Below are 26225 nucleotides of genomic sequence, written 5' to 3'. Positions count from 1 at the left end.
CCTCCTAAATCGAAAGACCCTTCATATTTGCTTCCAGAATAGGCATCTTGACACCTAACTCCTGACCGGTCTGATAAACACTTTGACAACAATAGAAAATGTCCTGTTTATCATTATGCAAGGTCATGATTTTTCTTGTCAGCTCATTTTTCGCAAACATGATTTTCATGGCTTTTCCTGCAATCCATGAGGGAATTTTGTATGGTAAGAGTTCAGCCTTGTAAAGCTTCAAATTTACACCACGTGCTTCTACGACTTTCAAAGCCTCTCGAATGGCCTTGATGGCTAATGATAATTCCGACGAACTATTCATCAAGTTTAGAGCTAGCTGTTCTGGATTTTCCAGATTCCCCGAACGTGCAGCTGTCGAAGTGACACCTGCGTTAATCGCCATATGAATCCAAATCCACTCAACCATATCATAAGGAACTTCCCACTTCAGATCTGCAGAAGCTAGTAAAGCCGTTAGATCAGCATAATTAGAAATCTGTGCTTTTTGCTCACCTTCTAGCATTAAATGGTCGAACAAGACACCATCTAAATGATTCTCCTGCATGTGACCTCCAGCAGTTGGAAAAGCCAGAATATAGTCGTAGGCCCCTGCCCACTCCTCTACCTCTCTTCGAGTATCCCAGAAATTGCAGAAGAAAACGAGGGTGCCTTTGATATTATTTTTACGCAAGGTTTCCACAGCTTCTTTGACAAACCCATGACGAACACTCAGAAAAATAAAATCATATTCCGAATCAGCTTCTGCCACATGAACCTCATAGGTGTCGTGTTTATTTTCACCCTTAGAATGATAGCGCCCATCTAGCAGATCAACCGACAACTCCTTCGGAGCAGTGTTTTTCTTACTGTCTCTCAATACATGTTCTACTTGGTGGCCTGCCTGTTGAAAAGCATAGGCATAAGTAGTCCCAATGACACCACGTCCTAAAATCGCTATTTTCACTTAAAAATCAATCCCTTTCCCAAATTCCTCCATCTCATCCGGCGTATCACTAAACAAAGTGACATGTCCCATCTTGCGATTGTGCTTCGCTTCTATTTTACCATACATGTGGAGGTGGGCGCTTGGATTTTCTGTGACATATTTTTCAGCGGTCTCAACGTGTTGGCCGAGGACATTAAGCATAACAGCAGGGGCATGTAGTTTGATGGCTGGCAATGGTGCTCCCAGAACACCCAAAATATGCGTGTCAAATTGTGAAAAGTCGCAGGCCTCGATAGAGTAGTGCCCAGAGTTGTGTGGGCGTGGTGCAATTTCGTTGACAATGATATCATCAACTGTCGCAAACATTTCCAAGCAAAGGGTTCCAGACAAATTAAGCTGTTCAGCAATTCGCACTGCCATGGTTTTTGCTTTGGCTGCTAGACTTTCTGAAATGCGGGCTGGCACAATGGTTTTTGAAAGAATGTTGTTTCGGTGTATATTTTCCTGAACTGGGAAGACTGTCACATCCTTGCCATTTCCTGACACGATGACAGAAATTTCAAGGTCAAAATTGACGAATTCCTCTAAAACGCAGGCTGCTGAGTCAGCTAGCACATAGGCTTCTTCCAAATCTTCTGCTGAACGAATGACCTTTTGCCCGTGTCCATCATAACCACCTGTTGCCGTCTTGAGAACATAATTTTTTGACAGGTCAATATTTGCCAAGTTACGGCTAGAAGTCACGACCTTATAGGGTGCCACAGTGACTTGAGCCTTATTTGAGAGAAAATCCTTTTCAAAAATCCGATTTTGAGAAATGCGGAGCAAGTCCGTTCCTTGAGGGAGCTGTCCATCCTTGACAACCGCATCTAGTCCGTCGGCATCGACATTTTCAAACTCATAAGTGAGAACATCGCAACGGTCCGCCAACTGACGAAGAGCGTCCACATCGTTATAAGGCGCCACGATGATTTCCGCCACACGGGAGGCTGGGCAATCCGCAGCAGGATCCAGCGCGATAACCTTGTGGCCCATGTATATAGCAGAAATAGCCATCATTTGACCCAGCTGGCCGCCACCGATGATACCAATAGTTTTAGTTGAGCTCATTTGTAGACTCCTCTGCGATTTTTCCTTGTTCTTCTACGAAATCTGCCAAAGCTGTCGCGATAGCCTGATCCTCTACTGACAAGAGACGGAGGGCAAAGAGGGCCGCATTGGTCGCGCCTGCTTCACCAATAGCCATTGTCGCCACAGGCACACCGCCCGGCATCTGGACGATAGAGTAGAGCGAGTCCACACCACTAAGAGCACGTGATTTGACTGGTACACCAATGACTGGAAGGTTTGTTTTGGCAGCTACCATACCTGGCAAATGGGCTGCGCCACCCGCACCTGCGATGATAACCTTGATGCCACGGCTACGGGCTTCCTCCGCATGTTTGAACATGAGATCTGGAGTACGGTGGGCAGAGACAACTTTCTTTTCGTAGGCTACACCGAAGCGGTCTAGGACTTCTGCGGTTTTTTGCATGGTTGCCCAGTCGGATTTTGAGCCCATGATGATGGAAATTACTGGTTTCATTTCTTCTCCTTTTTCCTCTTTTTCAACAATCACCTTAGGTTGTGAGGGACGGCAGCAGCCACCAAAGGTGTCTCATGCCTAAATTGGAAGCCCAAGGTCTTCCAATTTCCCTGATTGTTCTATATTAGCTCGCTAACGCTCGCAAATCAAACGACCATTATCGTGTTTGGCGACTGCGTCGCTTTTTCTTATATCTTTATCTAATTGCCTTACTTCCGATATCTGTTCGGTAAAAGAGGCCTTCTGTGTTTTGTTGGGAGAGTTCTTGGTAGATAGTTTCTTGGGCATCCTTTACAGTGTCTGCTGTGGTGACTAGCATATAGACACGTCCACCGTTTGATAGCAGTGCTCTGCTATTTTCCGCAAACTTAGCCCCTGCATAGTAGGTGATGATATCGCCTTCTGTCTTGGATGGCAACTTGACACCTTTTTCATAGTCTAACGGGTAACCGTTTGATGCGACAACAACACCCAGAGTCACACCCTTGTCCGTCCAAGTGATGGCTGGTTCTTTACCTTCCAAAATATCAGTAATATTTTGCGCAAAGTCAGATGTCAAACGAGGCAAGATAATCTGTGTTTCAGGATCTCCAAAGCGAGCATTGAACTCGATGACTTTAGGACCTTCTGCTGTCAGGATAAGCCCTGCGTAGAGGATGCCAAGATACGGACGGCCTTCTTTGATCATCCCTTCGAGGACTGGCTTGACAATGGTGTCAACCGCTGTATCAACTACACTCTGTGGTAAATGAGGAACTGGCGCATAGGCACCCATCCCACCAGTGTTAGGACCCTTGTCCTCGTCGTAGGCTCGTTTGTGGTCCTGAGCCGTTGGCATGATGTAGAATTTGTCCCCATTGACAAAGGCAAAGAGAGAAAATTCCTCTCCTTCAAGGAATTCCTCAATAACCACACGCGCACCTGAGTCACCAAATTTATTATCCAAAAGCATCGCGTGAGCTGCTTCAACTGCTTGCTCAACCGTCTCCGCAACGACGACACCCTTCCCAAGCGCCAAGCCATCCGCCTTGACGACGATAGGAGCACCCTGCTTTTCGATATAGACCTTGGCTTCCTCAAAATCTGAGAATGTGCCATAGGTTGCTGTCGGAACGCCATATTTAACCATGATATCCTTAGCAAAATCCTTGGACCACTCCAGCTCCGCTGCCAATCTTGTCGGACCAAAAGCCTTGAGACCAGCCTTATTAAAATCATCCACGATACCAGCCGCAAGGGCATCATCTGGCCCGATAAAGATCCAAGCAATATCGTTGGTTTTTGCAAACTCAATCAATTTAGAATGTTCGGAAATAGAGATATTTACCAATTCCAAACCATCCAGAGTCATTCCGTCATTTCCAGGAGCTACAAATACTTTTTCAACATCTTTTGACTCAAGCAACTTCTTAGCAATCGCATGTTCACGACCACCCGAACCGACAACTAACAGCTTCATTCCTCAACCTCTTTTGCGAATTATTTACTAACATTATAACATAAACGTTCGTTTTAATCTTGTTTTACTCCGCATTTTTACGCAAAAAAGGAAAGAAACTGTTTTCTTCCCTTTAACGTTCTTAATGTCTAAAATGTCTCACGCCTGTGAAGACCATAGTCAAGCCGTACTTATCAGCAGCTTCGATAGACTCTTGGTCACGGACGGATCCACCTGGTTGGATGATGGCTTTGATACCTGCTTTAGCGATTTCTTCCACATTATCCGCAAATGGGAAGAATGCATCAGAAGCAAGCACAGCACCGTCAAGACGGTCTTTAGCTTGGTCAATGGCAATACGGACTGAAGCCACACGGTTAGTTTGACCTGGACCAACACCAAGTGTCATGTGGTCGTTGGTCACGATAATTCCGTTTGATTTGACGTATTTAATAGCCTTCCAAGCAAACTCAAGAGCTGTCGCTTCTGTCTCAGTTGGCTGGCGTTTGGTCACCACTTGCCAGTCAGCTGGACTTTCTTTGACCACGTCTTGGTTTTGCACCAGAAGTCCACCAACTACACCTGTGTATTCTGCTTCCACTTCACTGGCCTCTTGAGCATCAAATGGCAAGGCAAGGATACGCAAGTTTTTCTTTTTGTTGGTCAAAATAGCTAGCGCTTCATCCGTATAGCTTGGTGCAATGATGATTTCAAGGAATACACCATGCATCTTCTCAGCTGTCGTAGCACCCACCTCACGGTTAAGAACAACGATACCACCAAAGATAGACACTGGGTCAGACTCATAAGCGTAGTCCCAAGCAGTCTCGATGTCATCAGCCTGACCGATTCCACATGGGTTCATGTGTTTGAGAGCCACAACGGTTGGACGGTCTTTAAAGTCACGGATGATACGAATGGCCGCATCAGCGTCACGGATATTATTGAATGACAATTCTTTCCCATTGAGCTGTTTAGCCGAAGCAATCGAGTAGTCTGTTGGCAAAGCTTTTTGGTAGAAATCCGCGTCTTGTTGAGGGTTCTCACCGTAACGCATAGCTTGTTTGAGATCATAGGTTAAAGTGAGCTTTTCAGGTTTGCTTTCACCCACTTGAGCTGTGAAATACTCTGCAATCAAGGCGTCATAAGCCGCTGTGTGACGGAAAACTTTGGCTGCCAAACGTTGGCGAGTTTCATAAGTAGTTTCACCTGTGGCTGACAATTCATCAAGCACCACAGTATAGTCAGCAGGGTCTACCACAACTGTTACGCTGGCATGATTCTTCGCTGCCGAGCGAAGCATAGATGGCCCACCGATATCAATGTTTTCAACTGCATCAGCGTAAGTCACGTCTGGTTTGAGGATCGTTTCCTTGAAAGGATAAAGGTTGACCACTACAAGGTCGATAAGCTCAATTTGGTTCTCCTTGGCTGCTTCCAAGTGGCTATCCAAATCACGACGAGCGAGGAGACCCCCGTGGATATTTGGATGAAGGGTCTTAACACGACCATCCATCATTTCTGGAAAACCAGTCACATCATCGATGGAAATAGTCTTCACCCCAGCATTATCAAGGGCAACCTTGGTTCCACCTGTCGATATAATATCCCAACCAAGTTTTTTGAGTTCTTGGGCAAATTCAACAATGCCCGCTTTATCTGAGACGCTGATTAAGGCGCGTTTAGTCATTATATTCTCCTTTTTAATCATTAGTTAAACACCAATTAAATGCAGTAACAGTAAAACAAGATAAGCAAAACCAAGGCTAAGCATACCTAAGATATTGACCCATTTTCTAGTCTGTGATTTGAACACTCTTATAAAAATTTGATAAATCAGTAAGCCTACACAAACACCTAGCGTATTTAAAGTCAAATCCGTTATATCTGTTATACCTATTGCTAAAATATACTGTAAGCACTCAAACAATAGACTAATCAAGAAACCTGTCCCGACTATTCTTAAACTAGATAAATTAGTTTTTATCAGAGGGAAACAAACACCTAATGGAATAAAGGAAATCAGATTAAATAACATTTCAGCAAAAACAATTTTTCCATCTACTATTAGTGGTTCTGAAAATGGAATCCAATTGATGTACCTTGGAGCTAAGAAAAATGCTATAAATTCAGGATTAGTTTCAAACTTAAATAAGATTCCCCAAGTTAATAACATCAGATAGACATAAAATACATATCGAGTTGTTTTTTTAGATTCTAACATTACAAATACCTCCGTTTGAAGCCGTCTTCAACAAGCACTGACTCCAATTTTGAATCAAAGATATCATATGAATCATCAAAAAGTCAATCTGTAAATAGAGCCTTCACTACTTCTGGATACAACTTATACTCTGCCTCATGGATGCGAGCTTCAAAACTGTCAATCGTATCATCAGCTAACCGTGGCACACGGACTTGTTTGATAATCTTACCAGTGTCCACACCCGATACCTCCGTTTGAAGCCGTCTTCAACAAGCACTGACTCCAATTTTGAATCAAAGATATCATATGAATCATCAATGTCAATGGTCTCCACCCCAGCATTGTCAAGGACAACCTTGGTCCCACCCGTCGAGATAATCTCCCAACCCAGTTTTTTGAGCTCTTGGGCCAATTCAACAATGCCCGCTTTATCTGAGACGCTGATTAAGGCGCGTTTAGTCATTATATTCCTCTTTCTTTAGGTCCAAGCGCATAGCGACTTCATTATTTTCTTCTATAAATCCTGTTTCCTGAAAACCCAAACTAGTCAACAGGTGCTTCATTTTTTCATTTCCAACCACATAATCTGCGATAATATGATTGCAATCGCTATCCATCTGAGCCTTTTTGATCAGAACTTCCACGGCTTTTCGTCCATAACCTCTTCCTTGGTACTGCTGGCCAATCATTATCCGCCAGATAAAGTATTCCGCTTCATCCTTATCTATTTCCAACAGGAGAAAACCAACTACAAGCTCATTCCAATAAATTGCCATTGGAAACACATCCCCATTCTCTCGGTAGAGCCATGCGTCAGCTAAAGAGCGTACATTTGGAGACACGAAACGTGCTCGTTCATCAGCTTCAGATATTTTCAAATCCAGCACTGCCTGAAAACTGCTCTCATCTACTAATTTTATCTCAATCATTTTTTCTCCTAGCAAAATTGCACAATCAAAATTTGATTTACTTCTTATCCTCTCCCTACTCCCAAACTATCCAGAACCTCTGGATACAACTTGTACTCTGCCTCATGAATCCGAGTTTCAAAACTGTCAATCGTATCATCAGCTAGTCGCGGTACACGGACTTGTTTGATAACCTTTCCAGTATCCACACCGGAATCCACCCAGTGAATGGTCACACCACTCTCAGCAACGCCAGCATTCCAAGCATCCTCAATCCCATGAGCTCCTGGAAATTCTGGCAGGTAAGCTGGATGGATATTGATGATTCGACCTTCATAAGCCGCCAATAAGGTTGGCCCAACGATTTTCATGTAGCCTGCTAGGCAAACCAAGTCAATCTGATGTTCTTCCAAGAGTTCGACAATGGCTGCTTCGTAGTCTGCCTTGCTCTCAAACTCCTTGAGTTCAAAAGCATAGGACAGAACGCCGAGCTTGTCTGCACGTTCGAGCACATAGGCGTCACGATGGTCTGAAAAGACAAACTCTACTGGAAATTGTTCCGCTATCACCTGAAAATTTGAGCCATTACCAGAGGCAAAAATCGCTATTTTTTTCATTTGATGATGACACTTTCGTTTTCTTTCTTGACGATACGACCGATTTCATAGACTGGTTCATCCAACAATTCCTTGACACGACTTACATTTTCAGGGCTAACTGCCAGCATAAGTCCCACACCCATATTGAAGATTTCAAACATTTCTTCATGTTTGATTTTACCATATTTTTCAAGAGCTTTGAAAATTGGAAGCACGGGAACCTTGTCTTCTTCAATCTCAGCAGCCAAGTCAGCTACAAACATACGAGGGACATTTTCGATAAAACCGCCACCTGTAATGTGGGCAATGCCATTGACCAACTCTTCCTTGATAAGTGGTAAGACAGCCTTGACATAGATACGAGTTGGCTCAAGAAGGACTTCCTTGAGTTGCTTACCTTCCAATTCTGGCAAGATTTCCTCACCTGTGTAATCCGCAAAGACACGACGGACGAGAGAGTAACCATTGGAATGAATCCCACTTGAAGCAAGTCCGAGAAGAACATCTCCTTCTGATACTTTTGAGCCGTCAATGATTTGAGATTTTTCAGCCACACCGACCGCAAAACCAGCCAAGTCATAGTCATCTTCGCCGTACATGCCAGGCATTTCAGCCGTTTCCCCACCAATGAGGGCAGCGCCTGCCTGCACACAACCTTCTGCCACACCAGCGACAACTTGTTCTAGCTTAGCTGGTTCATTCTTCCCTGTCGCTACGTAGTCAAGGAAATAGAGGGGTTCCGCACCCGCAGCGATGATATCATTGACACACATGGCTACACAGTCCTGACCGATAGTATCGTGCTTGTCGTATTTGATAGCCAACATGAGCTTGGTTCCGACACCGTCAGTCCCTGAAATCAAGACGGGTTCTTTAACCCCAGTCTTTGAAAGGTCAAACATACCACCAAAGCCACCCAGAGCTCCCATGACACCTTCACGCTCCGTACGAGCCACGTGCTTTTTAATCCGTTCAACAACTTCATAACCCGCTTCAACATCCACACCAGATTGAGCGTACGCATTTTTATTTGCCATTTTTATGTTCCTTTTCTTTGAGAAAGATTGTGACGTATTTTTAGATAAACAATTATTTTATCTAATACTCAATGAAAATCAAAGAGCAAACTAGGAAGCTAGCCGCAGGCTGTACTTGGGTACGGCAAGGTGAAGCTGACGTGGTTTGAATTTGATTTTCGAAGAGTATAAAAATACTAGTCAGGGTTCTAGCTTTGTCCCACAGGAGAAAGCGTCTACTGACAAATGCTTTAGCTTTTAGTCAGTAGTGAGACGTGGAGCATAAGCATTTTTATTTGTCATTTTGTCTCCTCTTCCTTTCCTTTAATGGAGAATCTATTGTCTATTTGTAAAAACTGGTCTTTTCTTCCAAACTTCTACGATAGTCTTCTTCATAGTCGTAGAGAGGCGTTGGGTAATCACCATCAAAATAAGCGACACAGAGACCGCCATTTGGCGCATCTGTTTCGATCCCAATTGAGTCAATCAAACCTTCAACAGACAGATAGGTCAGACTGTCCGCACCAATGATTTGACGCGTTTCTTCAACCGTATGATTGGCCGCAATCAGCTCCTGACGGGTTTGGATATCAATCCCGTAGAAACATGGATAAGCTAGCGCTGGACTACCAATAGCAACGTGAACCTCAGTCGCACCCGCTTCTTTCAAGAGTTGAACAATCCGACGAGAGGTTGTTCCACGTACAATAGAGTCATCAATCATAACCACACGCTTGCCTTTTACAACGCCTGAAACAGCAGAGAGTTTCATCCGCACCCCTTGCTCCCGCAATTCTTGAGTCGGTTGGATAAAGGTGCGTTGGGTGTATTGATTCTTGATGAGGCCCATTTCATTTGGCAAACCAGATTCTTCCGCAAATCCCATAGCCGCGCTGAGGGAAGAATTGGGCACACCGACCACGATATCCGCCTCATGCTTGAATTCACGCGCCAATTGGGCACCCATACGTTTGCGAGCCGTATGGACATTGACACCGTGGATATTAGAATCAGGGCGAGCAAAATAAATATACTCCATAGAACAGATTGCTAACTGAGTATCATCCGTATAGCTATCATACTGGATGCCCTTGTCATCAATGATCACAATCTCACCTGGCTTCAAATCACGAATCCATTCAGCACCAATGACCTCAAAAGCACAGGTTTCAGAGGAAATCACCACCGCTCCGTTGGCCATTTTCCCGATAGAAAGGGGACGGAAACCATTGGGGTCAAGAGCCGCAATTAACTTATCCTCAAACAGCAAGATATAGGCAAAACCACCTTTGACAAGACTGAGCGCTTCCTTGATTTTGCCCATCAGGCTAGGATTATGACTGCGACGAATGAGATGAGCCAAGATTTCCGAGTCCGAAGTCGCGCTGAAAATCGCGCCTCTTTGTTCCAGTTCTTTCTTGAGAGAGGCTGCATTGGTCAGATTTCCATTATGAGCCAAGCCAAACTGCATATCGTGAAAACGGAAGAGGAAGGGCTGGATGTTATCTACAGAAGCTTCGCCAGCAGTCGCGTAACGCACATGACCAATTGCACCAGTTCCAGTTAATTTATCCAAATTAGCAGGATTTCTGAACACTTCTGATAAAAGCCCCATGTCACGATGGCGCTTCAATTGCCCCTGATCATTGGAGAGGATTCCTGCCCCCTCCTGACCACGGTGCTGAAGACTATGGAGACCAAAATAGGTCAACTTAGCAGCATCTGGATGTCCCCAGATACCGAAAACACCACATTCTTCATTAAGAGATTTTACTTCGTATGTCATTTTATATACCTAATTTTTATTTGTGTAGCACCAAGAGCTAAATCTACATGACTTTTACATTGCTGATACTATCTATTAGAAAATCTGCAAGTCTTATTTTCCAGTAAAGTATTTAACCGCCGATGCGAACAGGTGCTGGTCTTTATTGCCTGGGATATTTTGGAAAAGACCGTCTTCATAACGTTCTGAGTGCCCCATCTTACCGATGATTTGGCCGTTCTTGCTGCTAATTCCTTCGATGGCATGGATAGAACCATTTGGATTGTACTTAGAATCCATACTTGGTTTGCCGTCAAAGTCAACGTATTGGCTAAAGATTTGACCATTGTCACGGAGTTCAGCGAATTCCTCAGCCGTCACGACAAACTTCCCTTCACCGTGTGAAACAGGAATAGCGTGGATATCGCCCACTTGCACCCCAGCTAACCATGGCGAGTTGGTATTCGCAATACGGGTTTCCACCATCTTGGCCACGTGTTGGTTGGCATCATTGTAGAAGAGGGTTGGACTAGTACTGCTGGCATCTTCGAAGTTCCCGTATGGAAGAAGACCTGATTTGACGAGGGCTTGGAATCCATTACAGATACCAATAATTAAACCACCTCGAGCGATAAAGCTATCAATAGCCACACGCACTTTTTCATTAAGCAGGATGTTGACAATAAACTTAGCTGAACCATCTGGCTCGTCCGCAGCTGAGAAACCACCTGCAAAGAAGAGGATGTTAGCTTTGCCGATGTTGTCAACCATAGTTTCAACTGACTTGACAATAGCCTCTTCATTCAAGGTCACGAATGGTACCAAGTTAACCTCTGCACCTTCTTTTTCGAAGGCCTTGGCTGAGTCATATTCCGAGTTGGTGCCTGGGAAGACTGGGATGTAAACCACAGGTTTTTCAACCTTTTCTTTTGCTTTAATCACAACATCTGATACCACAGCTGGTACTTCAGCTAGTTCTTTGGCTTGTGCAAATTCTGTTGGGTAAACTTCTTCCAATTTTCCTTGGAAGGCATCGTCAAGCTTGTGTCCATCTAGATTCACACCGTTGACAAGAAGTGTAAAGTCTGCACTTGTTTGACCGATTTTCTCTACTCCTGCAATTTCTTCAGGAGATGTGAAGACAAATCCACCTAATTGTGCTGTCAAAGAACTTTCAAGTTCAGACAAGGTCACCTCTGCACCGATATGATTTCCAAAGGTAGCAAGAGCCAAACTTTCAACCACACCGCCGTATTTGACAGCCGATGCAGATGTTACTTTGTGAGCCTTTTGAAGGGCTTCAAACTGAGCAAAGTTAGACTTAATCAAGTCAAAATCAATTTCTGCTGAGAGGACTTGTCCTGGGATGTAGTAGATGTTTTCCCCAGTAGTTTTGAACTCAGGAGAAAGCACCTTACGGCTATCTGCCGTCGTTACCCCAAAGGCAACCAAGGTTGGCGGCACTGTCAATTCTTCAAAAGTACCAGACATAGAGTCCTTACCACCGATAGATGGCAAACCAAGTTGGATTTGTGCTTCAATAGATCCAAGAAGAGCTGCTACTGGCTGACCAAAACGCTCAGCTTGTTTATCCATTCGTTCGAAATACTCTTGGTAAGAGAAACGAGCCTTAGACCAGTTGGCACCAGCAGCTACTAGACGAGCAGTTGCTTCGATCACCGCATAGGCAGCACCGTGGTATGGAGACCATTCTGCTAGATAAGGGTTGAAACCTTGAGCCATGACTGATGCAGTGTGAGTTACACCATGTTGAACTGGCAATTTCTGTACAGAAGACTCAGTTGGTGTGAGTTGGTAGCGACCGCCAAGTGGGTTGTTGACCGTTGAACGACCGACCGAACAGTCAAAGATGGTCTGTAATCCTTTTTGACTCGCATGATTCAAATCAGATAGAACCGCAAGGGTATCAACTTCAAGTGTGTTAGCAGATGTTTGACGTTCTTCTGGAAGCTTGACATCTTTGTCCACAACTTTAGCATCAACGACCACGCGCACACCATTGGTATCAAGGAAACGGCGTTCCAAGTCTACAATCGTTTCGCCATTCCAGTGCATAACTAGATTTGGTTTTTCCGTCACTGTCGCCACGACAACAGCGTCAATATTTTCTTTGTTACATTCTTCAACAAAGGCATCTACGTCTTCAGGACGTACCACGACTGCCATCCGTTCTTGTGATTCAGATATGGCAATTTCGGTACCATTCAAGCCTTGATATTTAAGAGGCACCTTATTGAGATTGATTTCAAGACCGTCTGCCAATTCACCGATGGCTACACAGACACCACCAGCACCAAAGTCGTTGGATTTCTTGATAAGACGAGTGACATTGCCATTACGGAAAAGGCGTTGAATCTTGCGTTCTTCGATAGCATTCCCTTTTTGAACCTCAGCACCAGCAGTCTCAACTGACTCAACTGTTTGAACCTTAGAAGAGCCCGTCGCACCACCGACACCATCACGTCCAGTCTTACCTCCAAGGAGGATAATGACATCACCCGCTTCCGGTTTTTCACGGACAACATTGCCCTTAGGAGCCGCTCCGACAACAGCACCAAGCTCCATGCGTTTAGCTACAAAGCCTGGATGGAAATACTCACGAACGTAGGTCGTCGCAAGCCCAATCTGGTTACCATATGAAGAATAACCGTGAGCAGCTGTTTTAGAAATAACCTGTTGTGGCAATTTACCAGCACGAGTTTCCGAAATCGGTGCTGTAATATCACCCGCACCTGAGATACGCATAGCTTGGTAAACATATGATCGACCTGATAATGGATCACGAATGGCTCCACCGATACAGGTAGCAGCCCCACCAAATGGCTCAATCTCAGTTGGGTGGTTGTGGGTTTCATTTTTAAACATGAGGAGCCAAGGTTCCTTGATACCATCAACGTCCACTTCGATTTCTACTGAGCAGGCGTTTATTTCATCAGACACTTCCATGTCGTCCAAACGTCCATTAGCACGCTCATAACGACCGAAAATAGTCGCCATATCCATCAAGGTTTGCGGTTTTTCAGAGCGCCCCAACTCATCACGCATGGCAATATACTTGTCATAGGTTGACTGCAATTGCTTTTGAAATTTAGAAGCTGAAAAGTCGATGTGTTTCAACTCTGTCTCAAAAGTCGTGTGACGGCAGTGGTCAGACCAGTAAGTGTCCAAAACCTTGAGTTCAGTCTCAGTTGGCACGCGCCCGATTGACTTGAAGTAGTCTTGGATAAAGAGCAAATCATCCACTTCCATAGCCATCCCTTGCTCAGCCTTGTAGCGGGCAAAATCTTCTGCTGTATAGCTTTCAAAGAAAGTCAATCTCGGAATGGTTTTGTCTGACTCTGAAAACTCCTGCTTGGCAATTCCTACCGTGATGTCCTTGAAACGAGAATCAACTGGGTTGAGCAGATAGTTCTTGACCGCTTCCAACTCAGTCGCATCAATATCTTTATTCACCAAGTAAAGTTGGGCTGTATTAACCGTTACATCATTCGAACTTCCTAGTAAAAGCAAGGCTTCCTGCGAAGATGTTGCACGCTGGTCAAACTGCCCTGGCAGGCTTTCAATGGCAAAGAAAGCATAGTTAGCCAGATCCGCCTGCACAGCCGCTTCGTCCAAGACATGATCTGTCACCTGCTCAGAGAAGATGTGTTTCTCTGCAGGTGCAAACAGGTCCTCTGCCAAGTTAAAGACATCATACACTTGCACGATGCGAATACTTTTCAAGCTTGAAAGTCCCAAGTTGTGCTGGAGTTCTCTAACCAAACTCTCTGACTTGACCTGAAAATCAGCCTTTTTCTCAACAAAAATACGTTTATCCATCAATTCTTATTCCTTTATTTCAGCTCTTGCAATATTCCCAAACGACTTCTAGGTTGTTATTTCAATCCCTGCAACTTTTCCCAGACAATCTCGTAAACATCTGTCAATTCACCCAATCCTCTACGGAAAACATCCTTATCCATGTGGTTGCCATCTGCATCCCACAAACGGCAGTTATCTGGTGAAAATTCGTCCGCTAAGATAATCTTGCCATCTTTGTCAAAACCGAATTCTAGCTTAAAGTCAATCAATTTGAGACCAATCTCAGCAAACCAGACTTTCAAGAGCTCATTGATACGACGCGTTTCTTCCTTTAAGTAAGCAATCTGCTGCTCATCCGCAATCTGTAGGAATTTCACATGCTCATCATTGATGAATGGATCATCCAAATCATCATTTTTGTAGTAAAATTCGACAATCGGAGTCTCCAAGGCGATTCCTTCATCCACACCAAAACGTTTTGAAAAGGAACCAGCCGTGTAGTTGCGGAGCACGACTTCCAGCGGAATAATCTCAACCTTTTTATTGAGCTGTTCCGTGTCCGAAATTTTCTCCACAAAGTGAGTCGCTACGCCAGCCGCATTTAATTTCTCAAAAATAAAAGATGAAATCTGATTATTCAACACTCCCTTACCCGCAATCTGCTCCTTCTTAACACCGTTGAAAGCAGTCGCCTGATCCTTGTAAGTCGAAATAATAAGATTTTCATCCTCAGTTGTATAGATATCTTTAGCTTTTCCCGAATAGATCAATTGTTTTGACATTTTAAAGTTCGCCTTTCGTATTACTTGAGCACATTCTACCATAAAAAACCTAAAATTACAAGAATTTAACCGAATAAATGGTGTAGTAACCTCGAAAATCATAAAGAAAAAACTGCAAGAAGTATCTTTCTCACAGTTTTAAAATCATTTAACTCTAAAAACACGAACATTAGTCTTTATTCAAAAATTGATCCAAATAATAACGTAGATAACTTTTCTTGCCAGTAATCATCTGCAAGCGACCCTCCACCCCGTACCGAATTTTTTCAGCCTGCTCAGAAGTTAGATTAGTCTCCGCCTCGATTTTAAAGAAATTACCTTTTTCAGTCTTGGTAGCTGTCGTATCAATACTTGTAATAGTCGAATCTAGGAAAATTTGATTCTTGGCATCATGAGTCGTCGTATAACGAACAGAATCCCCGACCTTGACTCTTGCTACATCCTTTGAACTTAGATAAGCTGTAAGTTTGGCTTTCCCTTCTTTTTCCAAGGACGGATAGAGTTGGGCTAGTAGGGCACCTTCTGCTACCATGCTAGAATCACTGGTCTCAGGATTAAGGTGAAGCACCCCATCCTCACTGGCCGTAATTTTCCCCTTGTCTAAAAGATTTCCCTGTACCTTCTTACCTGACTCCACCTCCAAGATTTTCTGGTCTAGAAGGGTCAATTCCTGACCAACCTTTGCCAAATGTTGTGATTTGAGGGATTCCAATTGACTGCTTAAGCCTGACGCATAGGCTTGCTGGGTACCTGAACCTGCATACTGGACACGGTAAGTAGCAAGACTAGATTCTAACTGAGAAAGCTGCGCTTCAACCTGCGCCACTGCCTGAGCCTTAGCTTGCGGATTTTCCTCGCCCTGAGACTTGTAGGACTGGTAGAGAGAGTAAGCTAGATTCTGACTGGCCAAGGAAGCGCCTGTTTCAATAGCTGACTTAGCTGTCTGGTAATCGCGAATTTTAGCCTCTGTTTGACTGATGAGGTTTCCGATTTCGGCTTGAGTCTGACTAGCTGCTGCATTCTGGGACGCGATGGTCTCATTTTGTTGCGATGTACTAGCCCTAAGACTACCTGCTTGACTGATGTAGTCGCGAAAGGTGGCTTGGTAGCCAAACTTATCCTCCTCTGGAAAGTAATCCGTCCCTTCTTGTAGGCTCTTTTGCAAATACTCCAATTGCTTTTTTTGGTCCTTTAGCATGTCCAACTGACTGGCATAAGACTCCGCTTGAACACCTTCTGCTCCTTCTTGGTATTGAACCAACAGTTCTCCCTTTTTAACTAGCTTATTTTCTTCCAAATGATTGACAAGAATGCGATTGTTGCTAGTTGACTGGATATTGGCGAGGATACGACTAGGCTCCACAGTAGCTCTAGTTGACAAACTCATCTCCTTCTCTGCCAAAGTTGCAAATCCAAGTAAAAACACGAGCAGAAGGGACATGGGTACAATCACCCGACTGGAAAAATTATGGTAACGACGATTATAAAACTCCGCACTTTCTAAAAATTCTGGTTTCATCCTCTCCTCTTTCTAGCTATTCACCAAATGGGCGTAAAAGCCACCCTGTGCAAGCAAATCGGCATGATTTCCTTCTTCAACAATCTTGCCCTGATCCAAGACAACCACCTTCTCTGTCCGCTCAGCAATGGTCAAGCGGTGGGCGATGAAAATCAAGGTCTTATCTAAAGCCATGAGATTATCAACAATCCGCTTCTCTGTCAAAATATCCAAACTGCTGGTCGCCTCATCCAAAATCAAGACAGGCGCATCTGTCAAGAGCGCACGCGCCAGAGCGATTCTTTGACGTTGTCCACCTGAAATCCCTGCCCCATCCGAAGTCAATTCCGTCTGGTAATTCAGTGGCATGCGCTCAATATCCTCCCGAATCTCTGCCAATTCGACCGCCCGTAAGATATCCTCCTGAGTCGTCCCCTCCTTGGCTCCAAGGAGAAGATTCTCCAAAATCGTTCCGTTAAAGACATAGGGCTGTTGAGGCAGATAGTTGATATACTGACGCAGAGCCTTTTTATCAATCTGATTGAGATTGACACCACCCAGACTAATCTCTCCCTGACTTGGGTCGTAAAAATTAACCATCATCTTAGCCAAGGTCGTCTTACCTGAGCCTGAAATTCCCACAAAAGCCACCTTAGAACCTTGGGGAATGGTCAAATTGATATCCGACAAGACGTCTCGACCATAGCCATACTTATAGGAAACCTGCTTGAAAGTCATCTCTCCCTTCATCAAGCTCAAATCCTCAACCGTTTTCTTCTCCTCAAACTCCGAAGCTACCAGATAAACCTCATTCAGACGGTTATTGGCAACCTGCGCTGTCTGAAGCTTGGTTTGCAGGTTGATGATATTTTCCAAAGGATTGGTAAAGTAAACAAGCAAGGTATTATAGGTAATCAACTGCCCCAAACTCATCTTGCCATCCATGACCAGAACAGCTCCCATCCAGAGAATGCCGACATTGAGCAAGAGATGGGCAACTTTTTTCAGAGCCTTTTGCTGACTCTCTGCTCGACTATAGGTAAAGGATTTTTTCAGATAATCCACAAATTCCTTGTCAATCTTTTGGTAACGTGAACTTTCACTGGTCAAGGACTTGATAGTCTCAATACCGTTGATGTCCTCAATGATAGACGAAGACAGAACCGCATTGGCTTCCATGGTATCCCGATTCATCTTTTCAAACGGCTTCATAAAGGCAAAGATAATCACTGTATAGATAGGAAGCGCCAATAAAGTCATGAAAAAGAGATTGGTATTTTGTGAAAATAAAACAAGAGAAATAATGACAACCGTTGACACATCTAGGAAAATCGAAAGAATGGTCGAAGCCAGCGCATCGATGATACTGTTAGCATCCGTGAAACGAGACACGATTTCCCCTGTCCTGCGTGTCGCAAAGAAGGACATAGGCAGGTGAAAAACATGCTTGATGTAGGACAAAATCACATCAATCGACAAACGTTGCCCCAAAACAAGCAAGAGATACTCCTGAGCATAAGACAAGATTTGCTGGAGAATATAGACGATGACCAACCCAATAGAAATAATCCCCAGCGTCGAACGCATCTGATCTGGCACATAGGTGTCAATGATAGACTGCAGATAATAAGAACCCACAATGTTAATCAAGGTTACCAAGAGTGTTGCCAAAACGATATTGGCAATCAAGCCACGCTGCTTCACTAATATAGGTATGAAAGAGAGCAGGCCATTCTTTTGATCCTTATGAGGCTTGTAGTCTGGACTAGGTGCCATAAAAAGAGTCACTCCTGTCCATTCTTCCGCAAAACGCTCACGTGGCAGTTTAGTCAACTTCACCCCGGGATCTGGATCGGCAATATGAATGCTATCCTTATCCTGACCAGTCACCACATAGTAGTGGAGCAATTTCCCTTCCTTAAGCACATGGGCAACAAAAGGAAAAGTCAAATCTGGCAAATCAAAGAGCGTCATATCCGCCTTAATTGCTCGCGTCTCAAAACCAATTTCCTCTGCCACCTTGACCAAGCCCAAAGCCGTTGTCCCATCCATGGTCGTCTTGGCCAATTCTCGTAAGTGTGCCAAAGAATAATAACTACCATAGTAGCCAAAAACCATGGCTAATGAAGCTACACCGCAGTCCATCTGATCCACTTGCGGACGATAGTGACGTTTCCCAAATTTCATATTCATCTCCTCTTTCCTAAACTCATCTGATAATAACTATCTTACCCCAAACACCAAACAAAAACTGGACTTCCTCCCCAAATGCGCCTATCTCCCTCCCAACTGCACTTTTGAGATAAAAAAATAGGCAGAACAAGCGTTCTACTTAAAATATATATTTATTTCTTTTTCTTCCTAATTCTTTTGTCAATCATATATAAAACTATAATCGAAAACAGCGGTGGTACAATATAACTCTTTTCACTCATTGTCAGCTGAAATCCCATAGTTGCTAGTATCTTAAAGATGAAAATATTCATCAAAAATAGAAAAACAAATACTAAAAAATATCTTAAAACCTTCTTCATTCCTTTTCTTCAACTTTCCTAATTTCTATAACTATTTTATCAAAAAAGCACGAACAACAATACAAATAAACTTCAAACGATATAAATAAACACCTCAACTGAACTTTTTGGCAAAAAATAGGCAGAACAAACGTCCTACCTACTAAAAATATGCTATTGAAAGGAAAATGATTTTTTTCTGACACCCTAGACAAGCTTGGGACAAATAAATCATTGATAGTAACCTTTACGACATCCTATTTAAAGTTACTTCAATTTTTAATGTCCCTGCTATTTCTAAGCCACCTATGGTATGATCTATTCATAGTCAGAATAGATAACACCGTTCTAAATTACGATTCATAGTTACTCCTTTTTTGATTCGTTACTATAAGACACCTATTCCCTATAGAGCGTCTACCGCTTCAAATCTATCTATTCTTTTTTTCTTTACTTCTGTATAAAAGAATGAAGACCATCATAAATAATGCAACCGTGGGTATATTAAAATTATCAAACCAAGTAGGTAAAGATACTTTATTTATGTCAGCTACTAATCTGATGATGATATAAGACATTGAACTAAGTAATACCATGATTTCAGGCAAAACTTTCAATACTGATTTAACGAATTTCATATTAAACTCCAATGTGATGCATTCTGAGATCCTAGCCTAGCTATTTTCAGCGCAGACTAACAAGTCATTCTTAACTGTTTACTCTACTCGCTTTTTATTGGCCTTATATCCTAGATAAAAGAGTCCAAATAAAACGGGGTAAATTTCTGGATAAAATAGGGTATTGATTGGATTTCTCAAAATCAAATACGTTGCGATGTAGATTATGAGCGATACGATAAAATAACCCTCAGCAAAACCTAATAAGAATTGTTTCATAAGAAACTCCTAATTACCTGACAAGAGTGCTCGAGTTGTCAGAATAGCTCCACCAGTATATACAAATCCTTTAACAAAACCAGCGGCAATAGGGATAAGGAGAGGTAATGCTCCCCCTTGAATTTCCTGCAAGTCTGTATTAGTCATTTTTTCAAATTTTAAAATAGATTTTTCCATAGCAATTTCTCCTTTAATTTTTACCACTTACCTGTCACATAATGATAACCTGCAATTCCCACTGCAGCAACTCCACCAGCAATTTTGGCTGCCGTCACAGGATTAGCGATTACCCAAGCTACAAGAGGAATTGCTCCCCCATCCACATTCATCAACTCTTCTTCTGTAAGAGCTACAAAGTTCTGTTCCATTTTGTCAAAATTTGTCATCTTTTTTCTCCTCAATTTGTATATGTTTTTATATGTTTAATGTTTATCCTCTAAGCCACTTAAATAGCCAGATTGGATAAATAACTGAAATAATCATTTCTAATCTCCTTCCTTTTCTTATTACTTATTTATTCGAAAAAGAATTCGAAAATGTACAACTAAATTAAATTTTATTTAAAAAATAATTTAATGTACCATGAATAGAAAATCGGTAGATACATAAACCAGACTCCTTTCCTTTTCCTCTTACTTATCTATTCGAAAAAAATTTCGAAAATGAACAACTAATTAAATTTATTTGAAAAATAATTTAGTAAACCACGAATAAAAAATTGGTAGATACATGAATTAGACTCCTTTCTTTTTCCCTTTTACTTATCTATTCGAATTTTTTATTAAAACAAATAATTGTAAATTGTTTCGCCAAACTTCTGGCCTGCCCAATAAATAGGACCTAAAATTAATGTCCCTAAAGCATAAACCCCAACTACTCCAACTATGAAAATTAATACTTTTACAGGAATTGACTGCAAACTGTAAAAATTCTCTACCCTAGTAATCCAACTTTCTATCATGCGTTCCATCAGCGCTCTTCCTTCCCTGTTAACGTCCACGACGCTTAGCATGTGCTCCTGAAGCACCATCTACCGCACCCAATAAAAACGTTCCTGCAATTGCGACTCCTCCAACTACTACCAGACCAATTAGCAAGCCTCCTTCTACATTGGCCATTTCCTCATGACTCATTACATGAAAACTATCTTCCATATTTTTAAATTTTTCCATCTTATTCTCCTTTTTTGATTATTAACAATTGAAAAAGGTAGTTTTTTGTCTTTCCTTTTTCATATATTCTATTCGTTGTTATAGATAATCTTTACTCTCTAAATATTATCTTAGAATCCAAATAATGCACGACGGAACCATAGACCTGTATTTAAACCCCGTTGATAGCTTTCCTTGCTACCACCCACCAGCAAGGCTAGGTCGCTTTCCTTTAATACTTCAATAGTATACTTATCATTCATTTCATTCATCGCTTATCCTCCTAAAAACCAAAACCTCTACGAAATCCAATGTACCAATCTACAAGGGTCTTCGCCCAATTTTCTCCACCTTGAATATCGGTCAATTCTTCCGAAGTTAGCTCAACAAATCCATAGTAATGTTCTTTCATTATTTTATTCCTTTCTTTTTTCTTCTCACTTATCTATTCGAAAAAAATTTCTAAAATGTACAACTAAATTAAATTTTATTTGAAAAATAATTTAGTAAACCACGGATAAAAAATTGGTAGATACATGAATTAGACTCCTTTCTTTTTCCTCTCACTTATTTATTCGAAAAAAATTTCTAAAATGTACAACTAAATTAAATTTTATTTGAAAAATAATTTAATAAACCATGGATAAAAACCAGTCACATACATAAACACTCCTCTTTTTCTTCCTTATCTATCTATTCGTAATTCCCACTAAAAGTTCTAAATTTTTTATTTTCCCTGACAATAAAAAAGCAACACGACTTGCATGTTGCTTCTTGCTATTCTTTACTTTTGACGACTTCTACCACATCTCCTACACTTTGCAGTTGGTCAATTTCCTCGTCACTGATTTCGATACTAAATTCATCTTCCAGTGTCAAGATAAACTCCATCAAGTCAACTGAGTCAGCATCCAAATCATCTTTCAGACTCAAGGATTCTGTCACGACAAAGTCTTCTCCCTGTCGCTCTTGGATAATGGTCACAATACGGTCAAAAATTTCTTTTTCTATCATCTCTTTTATTCTCCTGAAAATTCACGCGCAGTCTGGGCAACTACGTCTGTTTCTAGCATGGTACGAATCTGGCGAATTGTACTATAAACAGCCTTGGCATCGCTTGAGCCATGAGTCTTGACAACCGGTGCCTTGACACCAAACAAGACCGCTCCACCAACATCTGAGTAGTTGAGCTGTTTTTTCAAACCTCTGAGGCTGTCCTTGAGAAGGAGGGCGCCTAGTTTCGCTCGAAGCCCACCACCTGTAATAGCTGTCTTGAGCAAGCCCATGATTCCCATGGCTGTCCCTTCGATGGATTTGAGCACAGCGTTTCCCGTGAAACCATCTGCCACGACAACATCCGCAACGCCATTCATCAAATCACGCGCTTCCACGTTTCCGATAAAATTCAAACTTTCATCAGCTACCAGTAATTCATAGGTTTCCTTACGAAGGGGGTCACCCTTACTACTCTCTGTTCCATTGTTGAGCAAACCAACGCGTGGTTGCACAATGCCACGGACATTTTTAGCATAAAAGGAACCGAGGACAGCGTATTGATGGAGGTGCTGGGCTGTATTTTCCGCATTGGCACCGAGATCCAGCATATCAAAACCCTTCCCATCTACAGTCGGCAAGGTCGACATAAGCCCAGGTCGATCGATATTCTTGATACGACCCACGATGAAAAATCCTGCTGCCAACAAAGCACCTGTATTCCCAGCCGAGAGGACAGCGTCTGCTTCACCCTCTTTGACAGCCTTGGCCGCCAAGACCATACTGGCGTTTTTCTTCTTCCGAATAGCTCTCGTAGGTTCATCGTCTGAATCAATCTTCTCATCCGTATGGATAATGCTGACGCGCTCTGTCGCTGTCAGATATTGCTTGATTTTAGCTTCATCTCCATAGAGTTGAACCTCGATATCTGAAAAGTCAGCCAGGGCTTGATTGACTCCCTCAACGATGGCTTGGGGTGCATAATCGCCTCCCATGGCATCTACTGCGATTTTTTTCATTTCTTTTCCTCTTTTAGTAATTGTCCCCAGTCTGCTAGGGAATCAATAAATTTCTTTGATTTTAGGTGAATCCCAACGTACTCTTCGTAGAGTTGATCCATAAATTGGCGTAAGTTTTGCTTGATTTCGGGCTTGAGCGAAATGGTCTCCAAGGTCTCAAAATCAATGGCTTGAAACTGATTGAGCAGATAGGGGATATTGGGATTGAGATGGCAACGTCTCTCATCTTCATGATAATGATCTGGACAGAGGCAGGCTCCATATTTGAAAGAAAAGTCAAAAGCCTGACCGACCCGATGGCAGAATACACACTCATTAAAATTGAGGCTGATCCCAAATCGAGTCAAGATTTGAATTTCAAAAATATTGGTCAAAACCTGATAATCCAAGCCTGCTTCCATCAACTCCAAAGTCCTTTGCAAAAAAGCAAACAAGGGAGCATCCTGCTGATTGTCCTGCAAACTAGCATCTGCAAGAGCCGCTACATAGGTCGCATAGGCCATGACAAAGAGGTCACTATTAATCTTGGGAAAGGTCATCACCTCATGATAGTCCTCAATGTAACTGAGCCCATCATCATTGATTCGCAAGAGAAATCGTGCCAGCACCAAGGGCTGAATAACCGGCGCCAGCTTAGACTGGCCAGCATGTTTGACAAAAAACATGCGCTTGCCAGCCTGCTCTGTAAAAATCTTGACTAGCTTGTCATCCTCCCGAAAATTGCGATTGTAGAGCACCAAACCTTGACTCGTGATAGACTGAATCATGCTTCTCTCATGTACTCCTCAAGACGTTTCATGGCTTCTGTGATAGTCTCCATGCTAGCCGCATAAGATAGGCGAACATAGCCTTCTCCGTAACGCCCAAAGGCAGCTCCAGGGATAAAGGCAACAGCCTTCTTCTGAGCAAAATCCTTGAGAAAGGCAAAGGAGTCTTGATTGTAGCCCACTGGAATCTTAGCAAAGATATAGAAGGCACCGTCTGGTTTGATAATCTCAAAACCAAGAGCAGTCATTTTAGCTATAATATAGTCCCGACGCTGGATATATTCCTTCTTCATAGGTTCCGCATCGTTTTTACCAGCCGTCAAGGCTTCCACCGCAGCATGTTGCGCCATGGTATTTGCGGCAGTGACCAAGTACTGGTGACTCTTGATTAACTGGGCTGTGAAGACCGCAGGAGCAAAAATCAAGCCCAAACGCCAACCTGTCATAGCATGCGATTTAGACAAACCATTGATAATGATAGCCTGGTCTCTCAACATCGTTCCTAGAGACACATGGGCTTCCCCTGTATAGGTCAATTCTGAGTAGACCTCATCACAGACAACGAAAATTTCGTACTTGCGTAAAACGTCTGCCAAAGCTTCCAACTGCTCCCGACTGTAGGTAATTCCTGTCGGATTGGCTGGATAGTTGAGAATAACCGCCTTGAGCTTGTCACCTTGCTCCAAAATAGCCTTCTCCAACATCTCAGGAGTCAAGACAAAACCATTTTCAGTCGTGTCAATCTCGACAACCTCTGCCCCAACTAGATTGACAATCGGTTCATAACCTGGATAAGCAGGAGCTGGCAAGAGCACCTTGTCTCCCTCTTCTAAAATAGCTGTCAAAGTAGCAGATAAGGCTTCTGTCGCCCCAATTGTAACCAAGATTTCATTTTCAGGAGCATAGTCCAGTTGGTACTTTTCCTTAACAAAGTCACTAGCTGCCTGACGTAGAGTCAGCAGACCACTCATCCCTGTATAGTAGGATTGGTTCTGGTCAATCGCTCGCTTAGCCGCCTCCTTGACATGATCTGGCGTTGTAAAATCAGGTTCCCCCAAGGTCAAACGTAAGACCCCAGGAATCTCAGAAATAGCCTGGTCAAACTGACGAATCAACGAAACTTGAATCTTATCTAACTGTTTATTAAAGCGCTTAGTTAAGTCCATAGATACCTCCTACTTTCAAAACGTATCTCTATTATACTATAAAAGCCCCCCGACCGCAAAAATACATGATAGAATAGCTTTCCACTTTCTATTTTACTTTTCCTATTTACAGGTCTATAATGGTAACAGATTCTATTTGGAGGTTTTTATGTCATTTCTATCAAAAAATGGAGCAGGCACCTTGGCCTGCCTTCTGATTTCACTACTTGCTTGGTATCTGGGCGGATTCTTCCCTGTGATTGGCGCGCCCGTTTTTGCCATTTTCATAGGCATGCTTCTCCATCCCTTCCTCTCACCCTATAAACAACTGGATGCTGGATTGACCTTTAGTTCTAAAAAATTGCTCCAGTATGCCGTTATCTTGCTTGGTTTTGGTCTCAACATCTCTCAAGTCTTCGCAGTCGGACAATCTTCACTTCCTGTCATCCTGTCCACCATTTCAATAGCCTTAATTGTTGCCTACCTCTTCCAGCGCTTCTTTGCACTGGATACAAAACTGGCTACCTTGATTGGAGTGGGTTCTTCTATCTGTGGGGGATCTGCCATTGCAGCGACAGCGCCTGTTATCCACGCCAAGGAAAAGGAAGTAGCCCAAGCCATCTCCGTTATCTTTTTCTTCAATGTTTTGGCTGCACTTATCTTTCCAACCCTCGGCACCTGGCTTCATCTATCCAATGACGGCTTCGCCCTCTTTGCAGGAACAGCGGTCAATGACACTTCCTCTGTAACCGCCACAGCCAGCGCCTGGGACAGTCTCTACCAGACTAATACCCTCGAATCCGCAACCATTGTCAAACTCACGCGCACCCTAGCTATCATCCCCATCACTCTCTTTCTCTCCTACTGGCAAAGTCGCGAGCAAAAAAATAAGCAAGGATTGCAACTGAAAAAAGTCTTCCCACTTTTTATCCTTTACTTCATCCTTGCCTCTCTCCTCACTACACTACTCACCTCTCTCGGTGTGTCCAGTAATTTCTTTACCCCTCTCAAACAACTCTCTAAATTCCTTATTATCATGGCCATGAGTGCTATCGGTCTCAAAACCAATTTAGTAGCTATGGTCAAATCCAGTGGAAAATCCATTGTTCTCGGAGCTATTTGCTGGATTGCCATCATCCTCACTAGTCTTGGTATGCAGACCCTTATCGGCATTTTCTAATACAA

At 42.9% G+C, this 26225-nt stretch carries 27 protein-coding genes and 3 pseudogenes; 1 reads left to right on the top strand and 29 read right to left on the bottom strand.

The window, feature by feature from the left end:
• Positions 1 to 4 precede the first annotated feature (4 nt).
• From CYK16_RS09570 to CYK16_RS09430, 29 genes and pseudogenes are all read right to left on the bottom strand, one after another.
• Positions 5 to 955 (bottom strand): ketopantoate reductase family protein, encoded by a 951-nt coding sequence (locus CYK16_RS09570; protein WP_101776955.1) that lies wholly within the window; start codon positions 953 to 955, stop codon positions 5 to 7.
• Complete coding sequence (gene purK / locus CYK16_RS09565) at positions 956 to 2047, bottom strand: 5-(carboxyamino)imidazole ribonucleotide synthase (RefSeq protein WP_101776954.1); 1092 nt, start codon at positions 2045 to 2047, stop codon at positions 956 to 958. It lies immediately after the preceding gene.
• On the bottom strand, positions 2034 to 2522 hold the full coding sequence (purE, locus tag CYK16_RS09560; protein ID WP_101776953.1) for a 5-(carboxyamino)imidazole ribonucleotide mutase: 489 nt from the start codon (positions 2520 to 2522) through the stop codon (positions 2034 to 2036). The genes purK and purE overlap by 14 nt, the downstream gene beginning before the upstream one ends.
• 29 nt (positions 2523 to 2551) lie before the next feature.
• A pseudogene (locus tag CYK16_RS10960) lies at positions 2552 to 2635 on the bottom strand (phosphoribosylaminoimidazole carboxylase); the annotation flags it as partial.
• Between the two features lie 83 nt (positions 2636 to 2718).
• On the bottom strand, positions 2719 to 3981 hold the full coding sequence (gene purD, locus CYK16_RS09555; protein ID WP_101776952.1) for a phosphoribosylamine--glycine ligase: 1263 nt from the start codon (positions 3979 to 3981) through the stop codon (positions 2719 to 2721).
• Between the two features lie 121 nt (positions 3982 to 4102).
• Positions 4103 to 5650: a bifunctional phosphoribosylaminoimidazolecarboxamide formyltransferase/IMP cyclohydrolase gene (gene purH, locus CYK16_RS09550; RefSeq protein ID WP_101776951.1), complete on the bottom strand. Its 1548-nt coding sequence runs from the start codon at positions 5648 to 5650 to the stop codon at positions 4103 to 4105.
• A 24-nt stretch (positions 5651 to 5674) separates the two neighbouring features.
• Positions 5675 to 6184, bottom strand: a complete 510-nt coding sequence (locus tag CYK16_RS09545; protein WP_023944088.1) for a VanZ family protein — start codon at positions 6182 to 6184, stop codon at positions 5675 to 5677.
• Between the two features lie 83 nt (positions 6185 to 6267).
• Positions 6268 to 6411 (bottom strand): annotated as a pseudogene (locus CYK16_RS09540) (formyltransferase family protein); the annotation flags it as partial.
• Positions 6412 to 6476: 65 nt separating this feature from the next.
• Positions 6477 to 6629: pseudogene (locus tag CYK16_RS09535) on the bottom strand (bifunctional phosphoribosylaminoimidazolecarboxamide formyltransferase/IMP cyclohydrolase); the annotation flags it as partial.
• Complete coding sequence (locus tag CYK16_RS09530) at positions 6622 to 7095, bottom strand: GNAT family N-acetyltransferase (RefSeq protein ID WP_101776949.1); 474 nt, start codon at positions 7093 to 7095, stop codon at positions 6622 to 6624. The gene CYK16_RS09530 and the pseudogene CYK16_RS09535, both read right to left, overlap by 8 nt.
• Positions 7096 to 7139: 44 nt before the next feature.
• Positions 7140 to 7691 (bottom strand): phosphoribosylglycinamide formyltransferase, encoded by a 552-nt coding sequence (gene purN, locus CYK16_RS09525; RefSeq protein ID WP_101776948.1) that lies wholly within the window; start codon positions 7689 to 7691, stop codon positions 7140 to 7142.
• Positions 7688 to 8710, bottom strand: coding sequence for a phosphoribosylformylglycinamidine cyclo-ligase (purM, locus tag CYK16_RS09520; RefSeq protein WP_101776947.1), 1023 nt, complete (start codon positions 8708 to 8710; stop codon positions 7688 to 7690). Before purM ends, purN begins: the two co-directional genes overlap by 4 nt.
• Before the next feature lie 322 nt (positions 8711 to 9032).
• Positions 9033 to 10475 (bottom strand): amidophosphoribosyltransferase, encoded by a 1443-nt coding sequence (gene purF, locus CYK16_RS09515; RefSeq protein WP_101776946.1) that lies wholly within the window; start codon positions 10473 to 10475, stop codon positions 9033 to 9035.
• Between the two features lie 93 nt (positions 10476 to 10568).
• Entirely contained in the window at positions 10569 to 14294 is a 3726-nt protein-coding gene (locus CYK16_RS09510; protein ID WP_101776945.1) for a phosphoribosylformylglycinamidine synthase, read from the bottom strand.
• Between the two features lie 56 nt (positions 14295 to 14350).
• The gene (gene purC, locus CYK16_RS09505) at positions 14351 to 15058 is read right to left on the bottom strand and encodes a phosphoribosylaminoimidazolesuccinocarboxamide synthase (RefSeq protein WP_060805144.1); all 708 of its coding nucleotides are present in this window, start codon (positions 15056 to 15058) and stop codon (positions 14351 to 14353) included.
• 169 nt (positions 15059 to 15227) lie between these two features.
• On the bottom strand, positions 15228 to 16577 hold the full coding sequence (gene comB / locus CYK16_RS09500; protein WP_060805143.1) for a competence pheromone export protein ComB: 1350 nt from the start codon (positions 16575 to 16577) through the stop codon (positions 15228 to 15230).
• A gap of 12 nt (positions 16578 to 16589) precedes the next feature.
• Positions 16590 to 18743: a peptide cleavage/export ABC transporter ComA gene (comA, locus tag CYK16_RS09495; RefSeq protein WP_060805142.1), complete on the bottom strand. Its 2154-nt coding sequence runs from the start codon at positions 18741 to 18743 to the stop codon at positions 16590 to 16592.
• A gap of 158 nt (positions 18744 to 18901) precedes the next feature.
• Positions 18902 to 19090 carry a hypothetical protein gene (locus tag CYK16_RS10955; RefSeq protein WP_060805141.1) on the bottom strand — a complete coding sequence of 63 codons (189 nt, stop codon included), beginning with the start codon at positions 19088 to 19090 and terminating at the stop codon, positions 18902 to 18904.
• Between the two features lie 695 nt (positions 19091 to 19785).
• Complete coding sequence (locus CYK16_RS09475; RefSeq protein WP_060805140.1) at positions 19786 to 19965, bottom strand: hypothetical protein; 180 nt, start codon at positions 19963 to 19965, stop codon at positions 19786 to 19788.
• Between the two features lie 9 nt (positions 19966 to 19974).
• Positions 19975 to 20142, bottom strand: coding sequence for a class IIb bacteriocin, lactobin A/cerein 7B family (locus CYK16_RS09470; protein ID WP_060805139.1), 168 nt, complete (start codon positions 20140 to 20142; stop codon positions 19975 to 19977).
• Positions 20143 to 20162: 20 nt separating this feature from the next.
• Positions 20163 to 20351, bottom strand: a complete 189-nt coding sequence (locus tag CYK16_RS09465) for a class IIb bacteriocin, lactobin A/cerein 7B family (RefSeq protein WP_060805138.1) — start codon at positions 20349 to 20351, stop codon at positions 20163 to 20165.
• Between the two features lie 395 nt (positions 20352 to 20746).
• Entirely contained in the window at positions 20747 to 20935 is a 189-nt protein-coding gene (locus CYK16_RS09460) for a hypothetical protein (RefSeq protein WP_060805137.1), read from the bottom strand.
• A 19-nt stretch (positions 20936 to 20954) separates the two neighbouring features.
• A complete protein-coding gene (locus CYK16_RS09455; protein ID WP_060805136.1) occupies positions 20955 to 21137 on the bottom strand; it encodes a bacteriocin in 183 nt (60 codons plus the stop codon).
• Between the two features lie 110 nt (positions 21138 to 21247).
• A complete protein-coding gene (locus tag CYK16_RS10755; protein WP_155640144.1) occupies positions 21248 to 21388 on the bottom strand; it encodes a hypothetical protein in 141 nt (46 codons plus the stop codon).
• 11 nt (positions 21389 to 21399) lie between these two features.
• Positions 21400 to 21528, bottom strand: coding sequence for a smi_0059.1 family bacteriocin-like peptide (locus CYK16_RS09450; RefSeq protein ID WP_060805135.1), 129 nt, complete (start codon positions 21526 to 21528; stop codon positions 21400 to 21402).
• Between the two features lie 365 nt (positions 21529 to 21893).
• Entirely contained in the window at positions 21894 to 22130 is a 237-nt protein-coding gene (locus CYK16_RS09445) for an acyl carrier protein (RefSeq protein ID WP_000570330.1), read from the bottom strand.
• 5 nt (positions 22131 to 22135) lie between these two features.
• Positions 22136 to 23128 (bottom strand): phosphate acyltransferase PlsX, encoded by a 993-nt coding sequence (plsX, locus tag CYK16_RS09440; protein WP_060805829.1) that lies wholly within the window; start codon positions 23126 to 23128, stop codon positions 22136 to 22138.
• On the bottom strand, positions 23125 to 23895 hold the full coding sequence (recO, locus tag CYK16_RS09435) for a DNA repair protein RecO (protein WP_060805830.1): 771 nt from the start codon (positions 23893 to 23895) through the stop codon (positions 23125 to 23127). Before recO ends, plsX begins: the two co-directional genes overlap by 4 nt.
• Positions 23892 to 25061: a pyridoxal phosphate-dependent aminotransferase gene (locus tag CYK16_RS09430; RefSeq protein WP_033679461.1), complete on the bottom strand. Its 1170-nt coding sequence runs from the start codon at positions 25059 to 25061 to the stop codon at positions 23892 to 23894. The genes recO and CYK16_RS09430 overlap by 4 nt, the downstream gene beginning before the upstream one ends.
• 148 nt (positions 25062 to 25209) lie before the next feature.
• On the opposite strand from CYK16_RS09430, the gene CYK16_RS09425 reads away from it, so the two are divergent.
• Entirely contained in the window at positions 25210 to 26220 is a 1011-nt protein-coding gene (locus CYK16_RS09425; RefSeq protein WP_060805831.1) for a YeiH family protein, read from the top strand.
• The last annotated feature ends 5 nt before the right edge of the window (positions 26221 to 26225 follow it).

The organism is Streptococcus oralis subsp. dentisani (genome assembly GCF_002860905.1).
GTDB lineage: Bacteria > Bacillota > Bacilli > Lactobacillales > Streptococcaceae > Streptococcus > Streptococcus oralis_BA.
Note: the sequence above shows the minus strand (reverse complement) of the source record. Positions and strands in the feature narration are given on the sequence as shown.

What these genes read in the sequence shown, in the direction of transcription:
- purM (WP_101776947.1), bottom strand. Translation starts at nt 8,710, where the DNA reads ATGGCAAATAAAAATGCGTACGCTCAATCTGGTGTGGATGTTGAAGCG.
- comA (WP_060805142.1), bottom strand. Translation starts at nt 18,743, where the DNA reads ATGAAATTTGGGAAACGTCACTATCGTCCGCAAGTGGATCAGATGGAC.
- CYK16_RS09425 (WP_060805831.1), top strand. Translation starts at nt 25,210, where the DNA reads ATGTCATTTCTATCAAAAAATGGAGCAGGCACCTTGGCCTGCCTTCTG.
- comB (WP_060805143.1), bottom strand. Translation starts at nt 16,577, where the DNA reads ATGAAACCAGAATTTTTAGAAAGTGCGGAGTTTTATAATCGTCGTTAC.
- recO (WP_060805830.1), bottom strand. Translation starts at nt 23,895, where the DNA reads ATGATTCAGTCTATCACGAGTCAAGGTTTGGTGCTCTACAATCGCAAT.
- purE (WP_101776953.1), bottom strand. Translation starts at nt 2,522, where the DNA reads ATGAAACCAGTAATTTCCATCATCATGGGCTCAAAATCCGACTGGGCA.
- CYK16_RS09460 (WP_060805137.1), bottom strand. Translation starts at nt 20,935, where the DNA reads ATGGAACGCATGATAGAAAGTTGGATTACTAGGGTAGAGAATTTTTAC.
- purD (WP_101776952.1), bottom strand. Translation starts at nt 3,981, where the DNA reads ATGAAGCTGTTAGTTGTCGGTTCGGGTGGTCGTGAACATGCGATTGCT.
- CYK16_RS09530 (WP_101776949.1), bottom strand. Translation starts at nt 7,095, where the DNA reads ATGATTGAGATAAAATTAGTAGATGAGAGCAGTTTTCAGGCAGTGCTG.
- purH (WP_101776951.1), bottom strand. Translation starts at nt 5,650, where the DNA reads ATGACTAAACGCGCCTTAATCAGCGTCTCAGATAAAGCGGGCATTGTT.
- CYK16_RS09455 (WP_060805136.1), bottom strand. Translation starts at nt 21,137, where the DNA reads ATGGAAAAATTTAAAAATATGGAAGATAGTTTTCATGTAATGAGTCAT.
- purC (WP_060805144.1), bottom strand. Translation starts at nt 15,058, where the DNA reads ATGTCAAAACAATTGATCTATTCGGGAAAAGCTAAAGATATCTATACA.
- CYK16_RS09430 (WP_033679461.1), bottom strand. Translation starts at nt 25,061, where the DNA reads ATGGACTTAACTAAGCGCTTTAATAAACAGTTAGATAAGATTCAAGTT.
- CYK16_RS09475 (WP_060805140.1), bottom strand. Translation starts at nt 19,965, where the DNA reads ATGAAACAATTCTTATTAGGTTTTGCTGAGGGTTATTTTATCGTATCG.
- purF (WP_101776946.1), bottom strand. Translation starts at nt 10,475, where the DNA reads ATGACATACGAAGTAAAATCTCTTAATGAAGAATGTGGTGTTTTCGGT.
- CYK16_RS09470 (WP_060805139.1), bottom strand. Translation starts at nt 20,142, where the DNA reads ATGGAAAAATCTATTTTAAAATTTGAAAAAATGACTAATACAGACTTG.
- purK (WP_101776954.1), bottom strand. Translation starts at nt 2,047, where the DNA reads ATGAGCTCAACTAAAACTATTGGTATCATCGGTGGCGGCCAGCTGGGT.
- CYK16_RS09445 (WP_000570330.1), bottom strand. Translation starts at nt 22,130, where the DNA reads ATGATAGAAAAAGAAATTTTTGACCGTATTGTGACCATTATCCAAGAG.
- CYK16_RS09510 (WP_101776945.1), bottom strand. Translation starts at nt 14,294, where the DNA reads ATGGATAAACGTATTTTTGTTGAGAAAAAGGCTGATTTTCAGGTCAAG.
- CYK16_RS09450 (WP_060805135.1), bottom strand. Translation starts at nt 21,528, where the DNA reads ATGAAAGAACATTACTATGGATTTGTTGAGCTAACTTCGGAAGAATTG.
- CYK16_RS09545 (WP_023944088.1), bottom strand. Translation starts at nt 6,184, where the DNA reads ATGTTAGAATCTAAAAAAACAACTCGATATGTATTTTATGTCTATCTG.
- purN (WP_101776948.1), bottom strand. Translation starts at nt 7,691, where the DNA reads ATGAAAAAAATAGCGATTTTTGCCTCTGGTAATGGCTCAAATTTTCAG.
- CYK16_RS10955 (WP_060805141.1), bottom strand. Translation starts at nt 19,090, where the DNA reads ATGAAGAAGGTTTTAAGATATTTTTTAGTATTTGTTTTTCTATTTTTG.
- CYK16_RS10755 (WP_155640144.1), bottom strand. Translation starts at nt 21,388, where the DNA reads ATGAATGAAATGAATGATAAGTATACTATTGAAGTATTAAAGGAAAGC.
- CYK16_RS09465 (WP_060805138.1), bottom strand. Translation starts at nt 20,351, where the DNA reads ATGACAAATTTTGACAAAATGGAACAGAACTTTGTAGCTCTTACAGAA.
- plsX (WP_060805829.1), bottom strand. Translation starts at nt 23,128, where the DNA reads ATGAAAAAAATCGCAGTAGATGCCATGGGAGGCGATTATGCACCCCAA.